20 protein-coding genes and 1 pseudogene are annotated in these 18,918 nt (G+C 52.1%); 8 read left to right on the forward strand and 13 right to left on the reverse strand.

What is annotated here, in order from left to right; all coding sequences use genetic code 11:
• Positions 1-68: 68 nt before the first annotated feature.
• Positions 69-252 (reverse strand): annotated as a pseudogene (locus HQN87_RS13945) (helix-turn-helix domain-containing protein); the annotation flags it as partial.
• A gap of 48 nt (positions 253-300) precedes the next feature.
• Between HQN87_RS13945 and HQN87_RS13950 the strand changes: the two are divergent.
• Positions 301-504, forward strand: a complete 204-nt coding sequence (locus tag HQN87_RS13950) for a hypothetical protein (RefSeq protein WP_173134058.1) — start codon at positions 301-303, stop codon at positions 502-504.
• A gap of 18 nt (positions 505-522) precedes the next feature.
• Here HQN87_RS13950 and HQN87_RS13955 read toward each other — a convergent pair whose 3' ends face one another.
• A complete protein-coding gene (locus HQN87_RS13955) occupies positions 523-1,338 on the reverse strand; it encodes a DNA-binding protein (RefSeq protein WP_173134061.1) in 816 nt (271 codons plus the stop codon).
• Positions 1,339-1,503: 165 nt separating this feature from the next.
• Here HQN87_RS13955 and HQN87_RS13960 point away from each other — a divergent pair, with 165 nt between their 5' ends.
• Together HQN87_RS13960 and HQN87_RS13965 are read left to right on the forward strand one after the other, a co-directional pair.
• Positions 1,504-1,854 carry a helix-turn-helix domain-containing protein gene (locus HQN87_RS13960; RefSeq protein WP_173134064.1) on the forward strand — a complete coding sequence of 117 codons (351 nt, stop codon included), beginning with the start codon at positions 1,504-1,506 and terminating at the stop codon, positions 1,852-1,854.
• The gene (locus HQN87_RS13965; protein ID WP_173134067.1) at positions 1,844-2,203 is read left to right on the forward strand and encodes a helix-turn-helix domain-containing protein; all 360 of its coding nucleotides are present in this window, start codon (positions 1,844-1,846) and stop codon (positions 2,201-2,203) included. The genes HQN87_RS13960 and HQN87_RS13965 overlap by 11 nt, the downstream gene beginning before the upstream one ends.
• A 131-nt stretch (positions 2,204-2,334) precedes the next feature.
• On the opposite strand, the gene HQN87_RS13970 is transcribed toward HQN87_RS13965, so the two are convergent.
• From HQN87_RS13970 to HQN87_RS13990, 5 genes are all read right to left on the reverse strand, one after another.
• Positions 2,335-3,261, reverse strand: coding sequence for a copper amine oxidase N-terminal domain-containing protein (locus HQN87_RS13970; RefSeq protein ID WP_173134070.1), 927 nt, complete (start codon positions 3,259-3,261; stop codon positions 2,335-2,337).
• A 68-nt stretch (positions 3,262-3,329) separates the two neighbouring features.
• Positions 3,330-5,060 (reverse strand): Imm51 family immunity protein, encoded by a 1,731-nt coding sequence (locus HQN87_RS13975; RefSeq protein WP_173134073.1) that lies wholly within the window; start codon positions 5,058-5,060, stop codon positions 3,330-3,332.
• Positions 5,061-5,294: 234 nt separating this feature from the next.
• Entirely contained in the window at positions 5,295-5,804 is a 510-nt protein-coding gene (locus HQN87_RS13980; RefSeq protein ID WP_173134092.1) for an SRPBCC domain-containing protein, read from the reverse strand.
• Between the two features lie 23 nt (positions 5,805-5,827).
• The gene (locus HQN87_RS13985) at positions 5,828-6,148 is read right to left on the reverse strand and encodes an ArsR/SmtB family transcription factor (RefSeq protein ID WP_173134095.1); all 321 of its coding nucleotides are present in this window, start codon (positions 6,146-6,148) and stop codon (positions 5,828-5,830) included.
• A gap of 104 nt (positions 6,149-6,252) precedes the next feature.
• Complete coding sequence (locus HQN87_RS13990) at positions 6,253-6,711, reverse strand: Lrp/AsnC family transcriptional regulator (protein ID WP_173134098.1); 459 nt, start codon at positions 6,709-6,711, stop codon at positions 6,253-6,255.
• Between the two features lie 177 nt (positions 6,712-6,888).
• On the opposite strand from HQN87_RS13990, the gene HQN87_RS13995 reads away from it, so the two are divergent.
• Positions 6,889-8,061 (forward strand): serine hydrolase domain-containing protein, encoded by a 1,173-nt coding sequence (locus HQN87_RS13995; RefSeq protein ID WP_216857299.1) that lies wholly within the window; start codon positions 6,889-6,891, stop codon positions 8,059-8,061.
• A gap of 23 nt (positions 8,062-8,084) precedes the next feature.
• Complete coding sequence (locus HQN87_RS14000; protein WP_173134770.1) at positions 8,085-9,311, forward strand: MFS transporter; 1,227 nt, start codon at positions 8,085-8,087, stop codon at positions 9,309-9,311.
• A gap of 292 nt (positions 9,312-9,603) precedes the next feature.
• Here HQN87_RS14000 and HQN87_RS14005 read toward each other — a convergent pair whose 3' ends face one another.
• Positions 9,604-10,452 carry an anti-sigma factor domain-containing protein gene (locus HQN87_RS14005; RefSeq protein ID WP_173134773.1) on the reverse strand — a complete coding sequence of 283 codons (849 nt, stop codon included), beginning with the start codon at positions 10,450-10,452 and terminating at the stop codon, positions 9,604-9,606.
• Positions 10,445-11,026: an RNA polymerase sigma factor gene (locus HQN87_RS14010; RefSeq protein ID WP_254075493.1), complete on the reverse strand. Its 582-nt coding sequence runs from the start codon at positions 11,024-11,026 to the stop codon at positions 10,445-10,447. Before HQN87_RS14010 ends, HQN87_RS14005 begins: the two co-directional genes overlap by 8 nt.
• Positions 11,027-11,224: 198 nt before the next feature.
• On the opposite strand from HQN87_RS14010, the gene infC reads away from it, so the two are divergent.
• On the forward strand, positions 11,225-11,734 hold the full coding sequence (gene infC, locus HQN87_RS14015; protein WP_173134101.1) for a translation initiation factor IF-3: 510 nt from the start codon (positions 11,225-11,227) through the stop codon (positions 11,732-11,734).
• Positions 11,735-12,498: 764 nt separating this feature from the next.
• Here infC and HQN87_RS14020 read toward each other — a convergent pair.
• From HQN87_RS14020 to HQN87_RS14035, 4 genes are all read right to left on the reverse strand, one after another.
• Complete coding sequence (locus HQN87_RS14020) at positions 12,499-13,080, reverse strand: GNAT family N-acetyltransferase (protein WP_173134104.1); 582 nt, start codon at positions 13,078-13,080, stop codon at positions 12,499-12,501.
• An 81-nt stretch (positions 13,081-13,161) separates the two neighbouring features.
• Complete coding sequence (locus HQN87_RS14025) at positions 13,162-14,868, reverse strand: ABC transporter ATP-binding protein (RefSeq protein WP_173134108.1); 1,707 nt, start codon at positions 14,866-14,868, stop codon at positions 13,162-13,164.
• Between the two features lie 322 nt (positions 14,869-15,190).
• On the reverse strand, positions 15,191-15,649 hold the full coding sequence (locus HQN87_RS14030; RefSeq protein ID WP_173134111.1) for a tetratricopeptide repeat protein: 459 nt from the start codon (positions 15,647-15,649) through the stop codon (positions 15,191-15,193).
• Between the two features lie 87 nt (positions 15,650-15,736).
• Complete coding sequence (locus HQN87_RS14035; RefSeq protein ID WP_173134114.1) at positions 15,737-16,975, reverse strand: ATP-binding protein; 1,239 nt, start codon at positions 16,973-16,975, stop codon at positions 15,737-15,739.
• A gap of 225 nt (positions 16,976-17,200) precedes the next feature.
• On the opposite strand from HQN87_RS14035, the gene HQN87_RS14040 reads away from it, so the two are divergent.
• A complete protein-coding gene (locus HQN87_RS14040; protein WP_173134117.1) occupies positions 17,201-18,001 on the forward strand; it encodes an AIM24 family protein in 801 nt (266 codons plus the stop codon).
• On the forward strand, positions 17,998-18,867 hold the full coding sequence (locus tag HQN87_RS14045) for a GNAT family N-acetyltransferase (RefSeq protein ID WP_216857300.1): 870 nt from the start codon (positions 17,998-18,000) through the stop codon (positions 18,865-18,867). The genes HQN87_RS14040 and HQN87_RS14045 overlap by 4 nt, the downstream gene beginning before the upstream one ends.
• The last annotated feature ends 51 nt before the right edge of the window (positions 18,868-18,918 follow it).

Consider the following 18,918-nt stretch of genomic DNA (forward strand, 5'->3'; position numbering starts at 1 on the left):
TAATCCACTCTGCTGCCGGGTTTGAGGCAGTCCAAATAGCAGCCCTCTCCGGCAGGAGGGGCTGCTGTTTATGTAGAAGTATTACCTTTAAAAATTTCTCTTAACACATTTGTAGCTAATCGAACCTTATCACTGTTGGACTCACGGAGCATGAATCAGATTAACGTCTAAGGTCTCAGCAATTTTGGATAAATTCAATAGCGATACATTCTTTTCGCCCCGTTCGATTTGCCCTATATAGGAAAAATGAAAATTTTTCAGGATAATTATGGTAGAATCGAAGGTGAACGGAGGAGAACCATGAAACGATTCCTTGCCTCAAAAACTTTTCTAATCACATCTATTCTGTTCAGTCTGCTATTCATTGTGAATCTGACTGCAACACCTGACGACACATCCATAGATATTGTACTCAGCATCCTCAAATCTGTCTTAGCAGGAGTGATAAGCGGATTCTTGATTGGCGGACTGATCTTTCTTTTACGGAAGAAGAACAAGATTTGAACCTAACTCCACATGCACTCAAACAATTTGACCAAGGCACTCCTGTAGCAATCCATGATATCCCCCGGCCTGTTCGTCCGTCATCCCTTCCCGCAGTGCTTCGAACAACGCCAGACAGCGCTTGAAATTCCCGTCATGCTTGGACTGGTGGGCCAGCCTTAAAGATTGCATTGTCCAGTCCAGCCCCTCCTGCAGTCTGCCTGCCCGTCTATGATATAGAGCCAAATGATAACAATAGCTGAAATAATGCGAGAGATTATCTGCATCTTCATAGTCCCCAAATCCGGCACTCTGCTCCGCGAACCTATGCAGCAGATCGTCCACATCCAGCCTATAATTCACCGCAGCCTGCACAATAGTCCCTAATCCCGGCAACAGCTCTTCAGGATTATCCTGCAAGAACTGGGTATACCCCTCCAGAAACTCCATCCTGCCGGACAAAATCTCCACGATATACAGGTTGGCACGGGCCAGATACCTGAATTCCTCGGCAATCTCCTCCCCTTCTCCCCCTAACTCCTCCATCCAGCCAAGCTCGGCATAACGGTATATCGTCTCTTTTGCCTCGTCATACTTCTGCTGCTTCTGATAGGCAATGCCCTGCATCAGATGACTGAACCCGAAGTAATACACAAGCGGACGCTGCGTGTCCACAAGTGGTACCGGAAGCCCTTTAGCCTTGTGATACTGCCGCTCCTCATAGATACACTGCGCGAAATTGTAAAGAATACCCGCCGTGTTCAGCATCTTGTCCCAATCCTCTAAGCGGCATGCCATTTCCAGCATTTCAACGATAATGTCCGGGTTAAGTAATTTCAGAATGGAAGGGCGCATGGATGGGGCCTCCTTTTTTATCCATTTCCAATTAATTGTATAGCCGAATATATATTTGGTCAATATAAACAGTACTTTTAAGTACAATTTAATTCTCATTAAGTTTGAGTTTAGTTATCTGTATTGGTTAGCATACCTCTTCTAACCTTAAGTGGAGGTGATCCCATGAATTTACCGGAAAGTGTAGGAAGTCGGATACGTGAGCTTAGAAAAGCAAAAGGATGGACCCAGGAACAGCTGGCGGAAGCTGCATCACTTCACTATAGCTATATAGGCGGGGTTGAACGTGGAGACCGTAATATTTCTTTGGAGACACTGGAGAAAATAATAGCTGCCTTCCAAATTCCCGCTGAAGAAATTTTCCGTTTCGAGGATCATACCAACCGCCGTAAGGCGTTAGATGAACATATGACTCTGATTAGTGGTAGGAGTACAAACGAAATCGAAGCTCTCACCAAGATCAACCGGGAAGTGATGGCTACATTGGATAGCTCTGAAAAAAAAGATGACAGATGAGTCCAAATCCGAGCTTGTTAAAAGAATCGGAGAGCGCATTCGAAAAATACGCAAAGAGATGAACCTATCGCAAGAGCAGCTTGCCGAACGGTCAGGTTTACATACGAATTATGTGGGACAAGTTGAACGTGGAGAGAAGAACCTCACGCTTGAAACTTTGGAGAAGGTAGTTGGCGGGTTACACATATCGTTGGAGGAACTGTTCCGCTATATTGGACCCATGGAGCAAAAGGATGCTCTTAGTCAGATTATAGAGTTGCTTGTTGAACGTTCGTCAGTAGATCAGGAGATGGTACTCCGTATATTAATCTCTATTTTGGAGTGGGAGGACAAGAAGCATATTCTTTAAAAACACTACTTGGACTTTAAAGCAATGCCATAAGGTGTTCCTTTCCCAGTTGGCTGGGCGTCACAGACACCCAGCCTTACATTCTCCCTGGAGTCACAGCAACCTCAGGACAGTCACCATACGATCACCCATTATTGTTCCTCTGGAATATCCACAATAATATAATTTTCCTTCAGCTTAGGTTGAGGAACCTCGGCTTCTTTATAAATAACCTCATTCCAATTCCCCTTATTTATCAAACCATACCCCGTGGAAGTGATATGAGGCATCCAGCGAAAGCTTGCGAAGGTCGTAGCTGTAAAATCCGGTAAGGAACCATTCTCCTGCGTAAGAGCGCGGTTAATGAAATACAGGTTACCTTGCTTGCCGGCCTTGTCGCCAGTGAGAGCTTGCCACTTAAGGTAAGCTGTGTTCTGCGTCAATTGATAATAACGGATTACATTATTATTGACCTCGATGAACCGGTCTTTGGTCGTTGCCGGAAAATAATACTGGAGACTGGCGGTCTCCAGAGAAGGTTCAAAGTCCTCCGTGAGCTGTGACACTCTGGGAAGATTAATCGCAGCATTCCTTGCCGTGCTTAACTCGCTGCTCTTCAGATCAGCCAACAATTTCGCGCCTGGTTTGGACACAAATGCCGTTTGGGTGTTGGGATTCCAAGTTACGGAACCGTCCAGAGCTTCGGCAACAAAACGTAAAGGAATCATGGTCTTGCCCTTATGAATAAAGGGAGCAGCGCTTAAGGACACGGAGGCTCCATTTTTCAGGGCTGTGGTATGATTTATGGTCAACTGCAGGCTGGTGCCGCTCCCCTTCACGGTTACCTGCTTAGTCGTATTATTCCAGGCAAACGTTAATCCGCCCAAGCTTTGGAGTGAAGTCAGGCTAAAAAACACCTGATTATTCTTATTAAGAATATCTTTGGTCTCTAAATCGTTATTATTCACAACTACTTGTGTTCCTTTTGGAGCCGGACCCGCTGCGGACGCCGTATGCGCTACCGGTGCCAGCAGCGCAGCACATAGAATAACAGATGAACCTAGGAGTAACTTCCTCATCATCACAACCTCCTGAATTTTACATTCCTTTATAGTAGAGACGCAAAAAAATCCAAAAAGTTCCTAGTCTAATCCAGCTCCGCACGTGAGAACAGATCGCGGATGAGCGCGTCATCCTCGCAAGCCTGCTTGAAGGCAGTCGCGAAGGCGACAAGCGCATCACCATCGGACGAATAGGCGCAGAACATATCTGCCTCCGGATCGAAGCGGACAATACCGGCCAGCTCAGGCATCTTTTCCTCCAGGAATACCGCGGCCAGAGATGCCCAATCATATCCATTTCCCTCGAAGCCTTCCTCTTCCCGTGTGGCGAATACCTCTGTCCTATAATTGCCAACGTTCAGAATCACCGATTTCCCGCCATTCTCCTGCTCCACGATTATAAAAGGCTTCAGGTCCACAGCATCCGCGATTTCTGCCTGCTTCAGCTTCTTCAGCAATTGTTCCTTCGCCTCATCCGTGAACCGGAGCGCCCCCTCCGTCTCCACGATCATTCCCTGCCGGACCCGGTCATCCAGCCAGTCCGAGATGAAGCCCGGGGCATATCCGCCTGTGCTGAATTCACCGCCGAACGCGATCATTTTGGAATACACCTCAAGATACTGGTCACGGCTCGTATTCGGGTAAGCGCTGGTATAGAGCCAGAACTGGAGATCATACATCAAGGTGGAGCGTTCGTCCGCGTGAAGAGAGAAATGGCCCTTCTCCTCTACGATGGAGGTGCAGATCTTGCGGATAATCCCTTCTATACCGTCCACTTCCGTAACCTTATCGCACAGCTCCTGAAGCAGCGGAGAGAACGGCGCGGACGCTACCTTCTGCAGATCCTCCTGCTTATCCTCCTCCGAGGTATCATAGACCTCCTCGTTCACCAGCCCGCGAATGAAGGTCTCATAGTCCGGGGCCAGGAACGTAATCTCATAGTTGCTCTCCTGGTCCACATGAATCACCTCAGGTTCCCCTTCCGGGCCGCAGTGACGGTAATCCAGCATAATGACATCATGTCCTGCGGAAGGACAGTCACCGAAAACCACGCCGATATCGGGGTAGCCCCACTCCTCAATCATGAAGCGGCTGCCCAGCTCCCCGCAGAGGGAATAGCTTTTGTCACGGCCGATCCCGGCAATTCCGGATATTGCAACATGATCTTCAGACCAGGAAGTGGGTTCATTCACCGGAAAACACGTATTGAGCGGAATCCCGCCGTTATGCTGCTTCATCATGGAGATGTAAGAGGCCGGCAGCTTATAACCCAGCTCCTGCTCCACAGAGGCAATCAGCTCGTCACTGGGCAGCGGGGACACATACTCCTTCAGGGCATAATCACTGTCCTCCCAGAAGTCCGCGCAATAGTCGAGGAATGCACCAAGGTCTCTACCGCCACCCTCTCTATTCACCTTCAAGGCCTCCAGCGCTTCGGCGCGTCTTGCCTGCTCTCTTGTCTCACGCCGGGCGCCTTCCCGGCTCCACTCCAGCATTCTCGCGGTATCCCCATCTCCCGGCTCCAGCGCCTCCGCACGTTCAAACGCATGAATAGCCTGCTCATACTGCTTCAGGTGATAGTAGGAATACCCTATGCGGAATTGCCACAGCGGATCATCCCCGCCTTCCTTGGAGATGCTGCGCAGGTGCTCCAGCGCCTCCCCGTATTCACCCAGGTTATTGTAAGCTCTGCCTAATTGGCCGATACACTCATAATCTCTTGCAGCCGGCGGAATATCCAGAATACGGTCCACAATCTGCTGATATTCATCTTCATCATGCCAACGCTTCACCTGTTCCAGCAACGCCTCATCCATGCCTTTGGCCCCCCTAATTGGACACTGCAAAACAAGCCTGTCCCCAATTCCGCAGGACTGCTTGTTGTCAGTATATTCGCTATTACCCATTCACCGGAAAAGCACAAATAGAAACGGCTACGCCGTCCTTTTAAGGTGACCCTATAACAGTCCATCTCAAAAAGAGGCCGCCTCGGCCGGATATCCGGCATCAAGACAACCTCTCTATGAACGTTCAACCTATATTCCGTCAAGTTACTGAATGGATTGCAAGTGCTCTTCAAGCCGGTCCCAGGTTTCGGTGATCCCTTGCTCCATCCCCATATCCATGACCGTCTTAAGCGCTTCCTCCGAATCATACTTCGACCGGCTGACCAGCTTCGTCCCCCCCTCAACCTCTTCGAACCTCATACTGACCAGTGTGGACGGCATCCCTTCCGTCTCATTGCCTTCGGCATCGGAGAAGTAATCGGTATAGTCGAATCTCTCGCCATCGACAATCTCATGGTAGACGCCCTTGCCCCAGGATTCCATTCCGAAGAATTCCCCCTGCTTCTCATCCACACACTTCATACAATAATGCCAGATGCCGCCCGGACGAAAATCAACAGTGCAGAAGGGAACAATCCAGCCGCGCGGTCCCCACCACTGCTTCAGATGCTCTGCCTCAGAGAATACTTTGAATACCAGCTCACGCGGGGCATTGAATACACGTTCCAGAACCAGCTCAAGACCTTCTACTCGGGAAATCATTGTTCCAGACATTCCTAATCCCTCCTGATAGTCATTCATTTGTCTTCGGACTGCAGCTGCCGCAGATAATCATCCAGATTGTCGAAGCGTTCATTCCACAGCTTGCGGTAAGCTTCCAGCCAGGTATCCATAGCCTCCAGCGGCTCCGTACGCAACCTGTAGTTCCGGCGGTTAGCCGCCGCTTCCACCTCAACCAGTCCGGCTTCCAGCAGCACACGCAAATGCTTCGAGGCCTGGGGCTGACGGAGCGCGAGCCGCTCGGCGATATCGCCTACGCTCATAGGCCCGTCCTTCAGGATCTCAACCATCCGCAGGCGGGTAGGCTCAGCAAGTGCGCTAAATGTCATTGTGTCCATCATTTCCATATTCCTTTTATACAGCCTTTTAGTATCCGGGTACATTCTTAATATATCTTATCAGGAATATTCCTGTCAAGGAATATTGTTAGGATTTCTTATCTCTATTTAAGCAGATTTTCACCTGCTTCTTCCAGCGAAGGAAGGAGATTCTTATGATCTATTGGCGATGACATAACGATCAGAATCGTATAATTCCCGTATTTATCACACTGATTCCCAAACTCCTCAAGGCCCTGTGTAGAGTCGGACATGACTTTTAACAGATAATTGTGTTCTCCGCTGATGCGGTAGCACTCTACGACATCGGGATGGGCACGGCAGAAGTCCACAAAAGCATGACACTCTCTGGAGTGGAAAAGGATATAAGCCGCGGCCTGCTTCCCGATCTTCTCCGGCGAGATAATTGTCCGGTACTCCTTGATCACCCCGCTTTCCTCCATACGCTTAACTCTTTCCGTTACTGCTGGCTGAGACAGACCTACGCTCTTCCCCAGCTCTGTCATAGAGATTCTCGCCTGATTTTGCAGATGGAACAGAATTTGCTTATCAATAGAGTCCATTGTTGACCTCTCCTTTAATTTTAAGATTATTTATTTGAAATCCCTTAACTTTAAATGTATAAGGCGGATTTTAACGTTAATGGCTCATGTATTCAAGTTAATTTATTTTATATACTTAACTTACAATAGTAAAGCAGAAATGGTTACTGCTTTAACTGTAGCGAAAGGATGTTGAGTATGCTCTATTCGAACACCATGAACCCTAACCGTCTCCCGGAACGCATTAATAAGGTCATCGACAAGACATTAACAGACAAGCGTCTGGCAGGTGTTGTCATAAAGGTAACATTAGACGGGCAACTCATCTATAGCCGTGCTGCTGGTTATGCGAGCCGCGAGCTCAACCAGCCTATGCGGGAAGACGCCTTGTTCCGGCTCGCCTCGGTATCCAAACCGTATACCTCTACGGCTGCTCTGATTCTGGTGGCGCAAGGGCGCCTGAAGCTGGATGACCGTGTAGACCGGTGGCTGCCGGGCTTTCAGCCACGGCTTGAGAACGGAGAGACTCCAGCAATGACAGTCCGTCACTTAATGACACACACTGCCGGTCTGACCTACCGCTTCTTTCAGGAAGAAGGCGGTTCCTATGAGCAGGCTGGCATATCCGATGGCATGGATCAGTCCGGTATCACGCTTGAAGAGAACCTGAAGCGGCTCGCTTCTGTTCCGCTTCTCTATCATCCTGGCACCCAGTGGAGATATTCTATCGCAACAGATGTGCTGGGAGCAGTAATTGCTAACGTTAGCGGGAACACGCTCAGTGAAACGGTCCGCTCACTTATTACTCGCCCCCTCGATCTGACGGATACCAGCTTCGTTGCCGTAGACCCGCAGCGCCTGGCCTCAGCTTATGCCGATGATGTTCCCGGACTGCGGCTTATGGAGAATCCGGACAGATTGGCCTTCGTAGAAGGAACGGCAGGCTTCCGCCTTGCCCCGGACCGGGCGTTAGACAGCACTGCCTTTCCTTCCGGCGGAGCCGGCATGGTCGGCAGTGCGGGAGACTTCCTGCAGCTGCTGGAGACGTTGCGCAAAGGCGGTGCGCCGCTATTGCCGGAGTCTCTGGTCCGCGAAATGACGGCCAACCAGATTGGCGATCTGCCCATGCCCTTCTGGCCGGGACGGGGTTTCGGCCTCGGGATGACCGTCCTTAAAGATCCTGCTGCCGCCAACACTGCGGAGTCCCTTGGCACTTGGCGCATGGGCGGTACCTATGGCCATTCGTGGTTCGTCGATGTCAAGCAGCGGCTAAGCGTGGTAGCCTTCACCAATACCGCACTGGAGGGTATGTCTGGTCCATTCACGGTTGACCTGTGCAATGCCATCTACGGCAGATTGGACCCGTCATGAACAACACTAATGAGACAATCGCGATGAGCAGCGGCACAATTGCTTCTCCGCAGCAAAGCCCCCCTCCCCCTGCCCCAGAGCGTCTTCCCTGGGCTGGATTGATTGCTTTGGCAATGACCGGGTTTATCTGTATTCTGACGGAGACGATTCCCGCCGGACTCCTCCTTCAGATCAGTACGGGTCTTGGAGTAACAGAGGCCATGGCAGGTCAGCTTGTTACCCTCTATGCCCTGGGCTCGTTACTTGCCGCCATTCCATTGACCACAGTAACACGCGGCTGGAGGCGGAGACCTCTACTGTTACTATGCATCCTTGGCTTCCTCATATTCAATACCGTTACTGCCGTATCTTCGAGTTATCCTCTGACCCTTGCGGCCCGTTTCTTCGCGGGTGTGTGCGCGGGTGTCCTGTGGGGAATGATCGCAGGCTATGCCCGGCGCATGGTACCAGAGCAGCTTAAGGGACGGGCTATGGCTATTGCAATGGCGGGGACACCGCTGGCCCTGGCGCTTGGAGTCCCTGCCGGAACGTTCCTGGGTGACCTTGCAGGCTGGCGTAATATTTTTGGAGTCTTGTCACTGTTCGCTCTGCTGCTAACCCTTTGGATACTCTGGAAGCTGCCGGACTATCCGGGAGAAGCTGCGGATAAGCGGCTCCCGCTAAATAAGGTGTTCACAAGCCCGGGAGTGCGGCCGATCCTGTTTGTCGTGCTGGCCTGGGTACTGGCCCACAATATCCTATACACCTATATAGCACCGTACCTTACTCAGGCCGGACTATCCGGGCGCGTGGATCTGGTGCTTCTTATTTTCGGGATTACAGCACTTCTTGGCATCTGGTTAACAGGCGTGTGGATTGATCGTCATCTGAGGCTGCTGGTTCTGATTAGCCTGACCGCATTTGCGCTGGCATCTGTTCTGCTCAGCATTGGAAGCGGCAAGCCTGTTGTAATCTATCTGGTAGCTGCTGTATGGGGCTTAACGTTCGGGGGAGCAGCCACGCTACTGCAAACAGCCATTGCTACAGCTGGAGGAGAGAGCGCAGATGTAGCGCAATCCATGCTTGTAACCGCATGGAATCTGGCCATTGGCGGAGGCGGTATAGCTGGTGGAATTCTTCTCGAAACAACGGGTGTTGCATCGTTCCCATGGGCGTTGTTTGTCTTGCTGGCTCTTTCGGTATGGATAGTCCGGCGCAGCAGAACGCATGGGTTCCCTCCCGGAACCGTGGATATCCAGGGCGATAAATAATTTCAATCCAATAAATGTAAGGCAACCTCACCATTCTCGTTCATCTCCCCCTGGTGCCATCCGGTAAAATGAGGTGAGGTGCATTAATAACACTTCATTGGCTCATTTGGCTCGCGTCTGCTGAAATGAGGTGCACTAATACACTTCATTGGCTCATTTGGCCTGCGTCTGCTGAAATGAGGTGCACTTATGCTCATATAACACCTTATATTTGCACAAAAACAGCCGGGAACCTTCCCGGCTGTTCTGCTTGAATAGCGATAGATTTCGCTATCTCTCCATATTCCCGCTGCTACCCCTGCTTAAGCGGCGCGGTCAGTATCTTCTTCCCGCGCGGGGTCTTTCCCGCCGCATCCGGTTCCAGCGTAACGGCTATGGTATCATAAGCCTTCGGGTCAAATGTATAATACAGCGCCCCGTTTCCGGCCTGTGAGATGAAGGTGCCCGCATTCACCGGTGCGTCCCCTTTCATCAGCCACACCTGATAGACCTCCGTACCTGTAAGCTCCGGCAGGTCTTGCGCCTGGATTATGAGGTGTGTACCGGAAGCATCTGCGGCAAGCGTTGCCACAGCCTTGGCGGATATCCCCTCTCCCGCGGGACTAAGCGTTACCGCTTCGTTCACCTTAAGCCCCTGCAGCGGCCCGGTGCCAGCAGTACTCTGCTGCTTCAGCTCTGCTACATTCCCGCGCAGTTGCCCGGTATAGATTAGCAGCAGCAGCACAGCCACAGCTAATCCGAGGCTTATATAACCCCGGAAGCGGGTTGGTCTAGGCGCCGGAATACTTAACTGGGGCAAGCCCTGTTCTGCGGAAGGAGCCTTAACCGGCTCACGCTCCACGCTGCTGCGCTCTGCCGCAGGCTGAACCGTAAGGCCCGCATTCGGCTTAGCTGCCGGAGCCCCGGCATTTCCGGACTCTAACACCCGTGACAATATACGTTCCTTCATGCCGGTGGGAGAGTCTATAGGCTCTGAGGCAAGAGGAAGATGGTCCAGTACCTGACGGTATTCAGCTACAAGCCTCCGGCATTCATCGCAATCTGCTGCATGGGCAGCGAATTGCTGCATCTCTTCTGCCGTGAGTGCACCTAGAGCATATAATTCAACCCACTCGCAGAGTTCCTCGACCTGTTCACTCATACACATGATCCCTCCTTGCCCAGTGCCGTACAGACTTGTGAAGCTGCTTCATAGCCAATCGGACTCTTCCCTTGACTGTCCCTGGTGGAATCGCCACAAGCTGCGCTACCTCCTGCTGGGTATAGCCCTGATAATAGATCATATCCATGACCTGCTGCTGATCTCTGCTCAGCCCCAGCAGCGCCTCCCTGATCTCTTCCCCGGCTGTCAGCAGCCCGGCAACATCCCCGGTAAGTGCCGTAAGATCCTGAACCTGCTCCAGATTCCCGAAATCTACGGATTGCTGCGGCAGTCTGGCATCCCGTTTCCGGAGATGATCTATCGCCAGCTTGCGGGTCACCGTGAACATCCAGGTGAGCAGCTTGCCCTTGCCGAAGTCTATCTGCCCGGCATTCTTCCATAGGCGCAGAAACAGTTCCTGCATGATATCCTCTGCAGCCGCCGGGTCCTTCACGATCTGATAAGCAAAGCTGTAGATGAACCGTTCATACCGGTCATAGAGCAGTTCGAGGGCATTCGAGTCTTTCTGTGCAATAAGCAGCATCCACTGCTTATCGTCCGTGGTGTCATTCAATTGCCATCCCCCATTCAACAAAAATATAGTATTTCAGTGACTCAGCACTGAATATGCTGCATTCCACTGAGTATAACCGCTTTGCAGGAGCGGCTCAACTGCCTGTCCATCTTCCGGAAGCAACCGGCGGCAGTTATTGAAGCCCCGTCCGCTTCCATATATGATAGCTATATTATATACAAAGGGAGGATCATTTCCGTGGCCGTACTGATGAATGAACAGATCAAGGCAGCCGAGGTCGAGCTGACCGGGCTGAAGGGCGAAAGGCTCGGTACCGTATCCAGAAACGAGGCTCTGGCCCTGGCCAAAGCCGCAGGAGCAGACCTGGTCTGCACCTCGCTGATGAGCAGTCCGCCGCCCTGCAGCCTGGTTGCCAAGGGCAAAGGCAAAGCCGCTGCACAAGCAGCGCGCAAGGGGGATACCAGCCGCCCGCAAGGCGGCAGCAGCAACGAGAAGGTGAAGGAGCTGCGCTTCACCGCCCATATTGAAGAGCATGACTACGATACGAAGCTGCGTCAGGCGGACAAGCATCTGCGCTCCGGCAAGCCGGTGCAGCTCGTCGTGAAGTCTTCCGGCGCGAAGGAAGCCGCCGCCGCGAAGGCAGTATTGGAACGGCTGGTGGCCGATCTGAAGGACGCCGGAAGCAAGGCCTCCGGGCTGCAGACCAGCGGTAAGGGCGCACAGGTAAGAGTGAATCCGCGTACGTAAGTTGTCTTATCAAGGCACGCTTAAGCCTGAATTATGGTCTTGGTCCTGTTCGACACCCTTAATCGTTAGGAGTTCAGAACTGGCTGAATTCTACTTCTGTTGTACTTTGTACATTAGCTGACCCCGAAATTGGTCTAATAATTGATTCTGTTGCACTCTGTACAGCAGAATCGTGAACAATCGAGGCTTTCGGGCAGAATTCACGAAAGTCATTGTATGAAATACAACAGATGATGATTTAACTTAGCAAAGTGCGAATTCTATTGCAGAAAATACAATCAGTCTGCAAAACTGCCACAATGGCGCAATGCCGCATAAGACAGCGATAGGAGTCCGCTCACACACAACAGGTGCCATCCTATAAGGACGGCACCTGTTATTACAATACGGCTAAGCAAGCCGTGATCTCAGATCTCAGATCTCTAATCTCTAATCCCTAATCTCTAATCCCTAATCCCTAATCCCTGATCCCTAATCCCTAATCCCTAATCCCCAATCCCCAATCCCTAATCCCTAATCTCCAATCCCTGATCCCTGATCTCCGATCTCCCGATCACCCCGCACTTATTCGCACTTCTTCCGCGCTACTTCCATCCTATTCCGCCGATCTCCCGCTCATATCCCGCGCCCATCCGCGCATCAGCCTCTTCGGTTCATTGCCCGTCCGCTCGCCCGCCAGCCCAAGCCATGGTCATTTCCCAACACCCGCCTGCCAGCCCAGCCATGGTCATTCCCCAACACTAGGCCGCCCGCCCAGCCCATGCTCATTTTCCACCACTTAGCCGCTCCGCAAACCGTGCCTTCGTCAGTACATGCAGCAGTTCACCGTTGCATTCTGCATAATCGCCGGTCAGCCCGGCCAGCTCACGTTCAAACCGGAAGCCCAGCTTCCGGAACACCCCGATGGACGCTGTATTGCGCGGATCTGCCTTGGCATATAACTGCTCCAGCCCGATCACATCGAAGGCATAGCCTGCGAGCGCCGCAGCGGCCTCGGTCGCATATCCCCGGCCCCAGTGTTCACGCCCGATCAGATAATACAGCTCTACATCCGGTGCGCTGAAGTCCAGCACGCCGGCACCGCACCAGCCGACCAGCCCGCCGGTCGCCCGGCTGCAGACCGCGAAGGAATACTTGAACGGCAGCTCAAACGGGGTATGATAGCTGAACATCAGCCAGCGGAACAGGCCTTCATACTCATGCAGCGGCATGACCTCCATATGCATGAAGGACAGCACCTCCGGGTTCTGCATCAGCTCGAACGAAGCCTTCAGATCACTTTCAATATAGGGACGGATGATTAACCGCTCTGTTTCGAGCCTCATCCTGGACAATGCCGGATTCATAATACGAGCAGCCTCGCTTTCAAGTTCTGTCTGTACCCCAGCATAGGTCAGGCACCAGAGGCCCGCAAGGTAAAAGATAATTTAATCCGTTTGTCCCCTGCCGTTATTCCACAGCGTGCGGAAGGATGCGCAGTCCCGGATCAGGGAATCGAAGTCCCCTTCCCCCACCAGCCTGCCTTGCTCCATGACCAGAATCTGGTCCACTTCGCTGACGAAGTTCAGCCGGTGCGCGATAATAAGGACCGTCTTATGCCTGAACTCGGCAAACACCGTCTCCATCAGGCTCCGCTCCGTAATATTATCCAGCGCCGACACCGGTTCATCGAGGATGATTAGATTGCGCTTCTGCAGGATCGCCCGGGCGAAGGCCAGCCGCTGCCGCTCACCGCCCGACAACTTGAGGCCCCGTTCACCGACCCTCGTCTCCAGCTTCTCCGGCAGCGACAGCACCTTCTCCTTCAGATGAACCTTGTCCAGCACCGCATAGAGCTCCTCATCCGGGACCTTCTGGTCAAACACCATATTGCCCCTGATGGAGGTGTCGAAGATCGGGCTGTCCTGCGACAGATACGAGATATGATCATAATAGCTGTCCAGACTCAGCTCATCAATATCCGTGCCGTCTACCAGCAGCTTGCCGCCGCTTGTCTTCAGCAGGCCCGTAATCAGCTTGATCACCGTCGATTTCCCGCTTCCGCTTAAGCCGACCAGCGCAACCGAGGTTCCGGGCGCAATAGAGAAGGACAGCCGGTCCAGCACCTGCACCTCACCATAGCTGAAGGATACCTCCTTGAACTCCAGTCCCCCCTCCAGCCGCGTAATCCTTATACCCTGCTCCAGATTCCGGTCCTCCGGGGCATTCAGGAATTCTTCGAACCGCTGATAGGTCACCCGGTTCAGCTTATATCCGACAAACAGCACGTTGAAGATGGCGATCGGCGTATATATTTTCTCAATGAACATGAACAACGCGACCATCACCCCGACCGAGGCCTGCCCGGAGATGACCTTCTTCACGCCATACAGCAGCACAATCACTTTAATCACCGTAATGAATAATTCAAAGAGGGCGAAAAAAGACTCATGAATCATCTGCAGCTTCGCACTTTGCTTAATGATCTTCCGTGCGGTTTCGTTCAACCGGCTGATCTCCTGCGCATACTTCTTGTTGGTCCGGAAGACCACCAGCTCCATGAAGCCGCGCACCCCGTACCGGGACATGGCCTCCTGCTCCTTCAGCACCGACGCCTTGATCTTGTAGAGCGACTTCAGCAGCACATGGGTTAACACGAAGATGACCACGTAGCCGCCCGCAATCACCAGCATGATGCTTAGATCATAATAGCTGATGAAGAGCAGGCTGAAGAGAATCGTAGGCAGCAGCTCATGCAGCGTATGGAGAACAAAAGAAAACAGAATGCTGTTCCCGGCCGCCGCGCCGTTCTCAATCACCTTGATCATCTGGCCTGTGCCCATGTTCTGATAGGCGGAATAATCCATTCTGGAGATCTTGGACAAGGCCATAATCTTCAGGCGTTCCGTGATACTGCAGGGCAGATGGGCACTCGGATATTCATCCGCATAATTCAGCAGGACATTCAAGCCGAGCAGGACGCCGTAGATGACAATCCAATAAGTGATTTCGCCGAAGCCCGTTCCATCCACCGCCTGGTCAAGAATCTTCTGAAAGACGACAATACCCAGACTGCTCAAGAGCTGAATGGCGAAGCCGAGGCATATATAGAGAGCAACCCACCCTCTGAGGTGGACAAGACATTTCCTTAGCATGATTACAATCTCCAATCTTATCAATAAGGTATGAAAAAGCCGGGACCCCCGCCATTCCACGCAAAGCACCACCTGCATCTGCAGCATAGTCTTCAAGCGGAATAACTCAGTGTCCCGGCTACAAAAAAATGAATGCACAGGCACCGTTCAAGGTTCTAGTTAGGGTATCTTCTCAAAAGGGCAGACTGCCCCCTTGATGGCTGGTACGCGTTCTACCCAGCCCGATAACTAGTTCCTTGCGACGGTACGGAATGGCATCCATTTCACCTCATTCGTAAGATTGTTTAACATTATATCCGCGGGTTAACCCGGCCGTCAACCCCTAACGCTTGGGTTCTTCTGCGGCATCCGCTTCCGCTCCGGCACTGGAATCGGAATCAGAACCGGTACCGGTATCCTCCGCCGAATCATCGTCATCACCGGCAAGCGCAGCCTTCTCATTCCGGCTCCAGGCCAGGAACTCAATGGTGTCCTGATCCTCAGGGTCCAGCTTATTCGCCTTCTTGAAGGCTTTGATCGCCTCATCGTATTCGTCCAGATAATAATGGGCGTAGCCGACGCGGAAATGCCACAGCGGGTCTTTTTTACCCTTGTCCGCCGCCTTGTTGAACCATTTAAGCGCTTCCCGGTAGCGGCCCAGATTATTGAGCGCCCGGCCCAGGTGGACCGCCAGCTCCTCATCAATCAGCGGTGTAGGCACCTCTTTGATGCGGGATACGATTTCTTCAAATTGGTCTTCCTCATGCCACGCATTTAATTGTGCGATTAACTCTTCTCTCATTGCCTGTAGCCTCCCGGATAATAGATCGAAGTCCTCTTATAGTTACTTTATCATTTTCACACCAGGTTTCCCACTGTTGCCGGGCCCCTAGGTCGGGATGATGATCTTGAAGGTGGTTCCCTTTCCTTTCTCGCTGCGAACCTCGATACGGCCCTTGACCTTGTTGATCGCGTTGTAGACCATGAGCATCCCGAGGCCTGTGCCCTCTTCTTTGGTCGAATAATAAGGCTTGCCCAGGCGGGATATCTCCTCCTTCGTCATTCCGATACCGGTGTCGCGGATCGTAATCACGATATTCGGCTTACTCTCGGTGATCTCGATGGACAGAACGCCGTCATCCCTTCCCTGCATGGCTTCTATCGCATTCTTATACAGATTAATCAGGCATTGCTGCATCTGGTTCCGGTCATAATGGGTGCAGAGTGTATTGCTGAAGCTGAATTCAACCGCGACCTTATGGATGGTGGCATACGGCATAATGACATTCTTGGTGTATTCACACTCGGCCTGGAGGTTGGAGTAGACCCGGTTCTCCGATTGCGGCTTGGCAAAAGACAGATAATCGCTGATGATCTTCTCCGCCCGGTTCAGCTCCAGCAGCGACAGCTCGATGTACCCCTTCTCTTCAGGTGTAAGCGTCTTCGAGAGGTTAAGCAGCTGGAGGAAGCCGCTCGTCACGGTTAACGGGTTCCGCATCTCATGTGAGACGCTGGCCGCCAGCTCGCTGACCACATTCAGCCGCTCCGACTGCATGATCCGCTCCCGGTTCCTGAGGTTGGTAAGAATCTGCTCCAGCAGAATCATGAGAACCGCCATGACCACGGCATGGATAGTTAAGGCATAGAAGGCCAGCGTCCAATACTGTATATCCAGCTTATCCATGATCAGGCTCAGGATAAACAGATAACAGCCCATAGTCAGGATCACAATGGAGATGGCCCAAATCATCCGGCCCCTGGGCTTGGAACGGAGAAATTTCGAGCTTATAGACGGGACCAGAACCAAGACTGCTGTCGAAAAAAGAAACGATTGGATCGTTCCCTCTCCGCCTATGTAGAACCGGTACACATTTAGAATCAGATATAAGGGCAGGGTATTTTTGTACCCGCCATACAAGGCCGTAATAATGAACGGAACATACCGCAGATCAAAGATGAACCCCGTCTCCAGCCGGATCGGCTTGGCAATACACAGGATCATGGTTATAGCTATGAGCAGTACAAGAATCTTACGGTTGTAGGCGTGGGGCCGGTTCTCAAAAAATATCAGAAAGATCAGCACCGGAAACAGCATAAACAAAAAATTGAGAAGCAACGTCTCAAACAAGGCTAACTTCCTTTCGGCACTACTGCTGGTTATAGGACATGCGTTTGTGATCTGTGCACTACATATAGAACATTACGCTAACCTGATAATATATGTAAAGTAATAGTTCCGCCCGTTTTTTTGCGTCTGGTAGCAAGGATACCCGCGAGAGATGTCGAATACCTATGCCTTGAAGGCACGATACACCGTCTTGCAGAATAACTGCTACCGAAGGAGTGGATATCCATGGCTTTTACTATCAATAACCTGAAGGACAATTCCAACGTGGTCATCAAAGAGCAGCTCGGCGGCTTCAGCATTATCGAATACAAAGAGGATCTCAGCACCACTTCCCGCTATGAAGCAGAGACCAACTTCTTCATGAGCAAGAGCAATATGCGCAATAAGCAGCTCATGATTGAGCTTAACAACAGTGAGGTGATGCTGAGCGCCGGTGCCATGCAGTATATGATTGGCAATATCGAGATGACCTCCGGGATCAAGGGTGTCGGCGGCCTGATGCGGAATATGTTATCCAGTGCGGCTACCGGAACAAGTGCGGTCAAGCCGCTCTATAAAGGAACCGGGACGATTATGCTCGAAACCACCTACAAATATCTCTGGCTGATTGATGTGGACAACGACCATATCGTCATTGATGACGGCATGTTCCTGGCCTGCGAGGCCTCGCTCGACATCTCTGTGGCTGCACGCAAGAATGTATCCTCTGCCGTTCTCGGCGGAGAAGGACTGTTCAACCTGAGCGCACGCGGCAAAGGAATTATCGCACTGGAAGCGCCCATCCCTTCCGAGGAAGCCATCGTGGTCGATCTGCAGAATGATGTGCTGAAGGTCGATGGCAATTTCGCGTTAATGTGGTCGAATTCGCTGGACTTTACGGTGGAGAAGTCAGGCAAGACCCGCATGGGCTCCGCGGTATCCGGTGAAGGTCTGGTCAATGTCTACCGGGGAACCGGTATGGTCTGGCTGGCTCCGCTCATGAACTATAGGAACTCGCTGCTTCAGCCGTCTGGACCCACTTCATGATGCTGAGGAACGGGAATATCATCATTCCAATGACCTACGATTCCAGGCAGCAGGCAGCGGATATTACAGACCTGGAACAGCAGTGCAGCCGCGCGGATTCCATCCAGTTAAGCTCAGACCTTGAGCATCTCGTCAAAAAAGACGGCGACCATGCGCTGCTCTGTTACCGTGAAGACCAGCTCATCGGCCTGCTTAGCTGGTTCGCTTCCGGCAGCGGTGAGGCGCAGATCAATGGGATGGTCCACCCGGATTATCGCCGTGAGGGCGTATTCCGCAGTCTTGTAGAGCGGGCAGGGCAGGATATCGCGCCACTGGGCATTCACAAGCTTAGCTACAAGATTCCCGGAGGCTCAGAGACAGGGCTCGGGGCAGCCTCGGCCCTTGGCGCCCGTTTCAGCCGGTCTGAGTACGCCATGTCCTATGATCCCCTGACAACGCTGCAGCCGGTGCCGGAAGATCTGCATCTGCTCCCGGCCACACCGGCGGATTGGGAATTCATGATATCCTGCTCCTCCCAGGCCTTCGGAGAATCGCAAGAGGAGACGCGCGAGTACTTCACTGAGACGGATGAGCCGGAGCGGGTAACGTATATCGCTTGGGCAGAGGGCCAGGCGCTGGGGCTGATCCGGGTCAATTATATCAATGAGGATACGGCATTTATTCATAATTTCTGTATCCTGCCCTCCTGTCAGGGTAAGGGGGTTGGCGGGAAGGTGCTAAGACAGACCCTCGGTCTCCTCTTGCAGAAGCCTTATCCCGTTATCCGCCTCAGTGTAGTCACCGAGAACGTCCGGGCCTTGAATCTCTATATCCGTGCCGGATTCAAGGTTCGTTCAGAGTTCAAATATTACAGCGGCAGCCTGTAACCTGAGCTGTACGAAATATCTCCAAAGCTTCAAACGTTAAAAAAGCAGTGG

Source organism: Paenibacillus tritici, assembly GCF_013204885.1.
Lineage (GTDB): Bacteria > Bacillota > Bacilli > Paenibacillales > Paenibacillaceae > Paenibacillus_AQ > Paenibacillus_AQ tritici.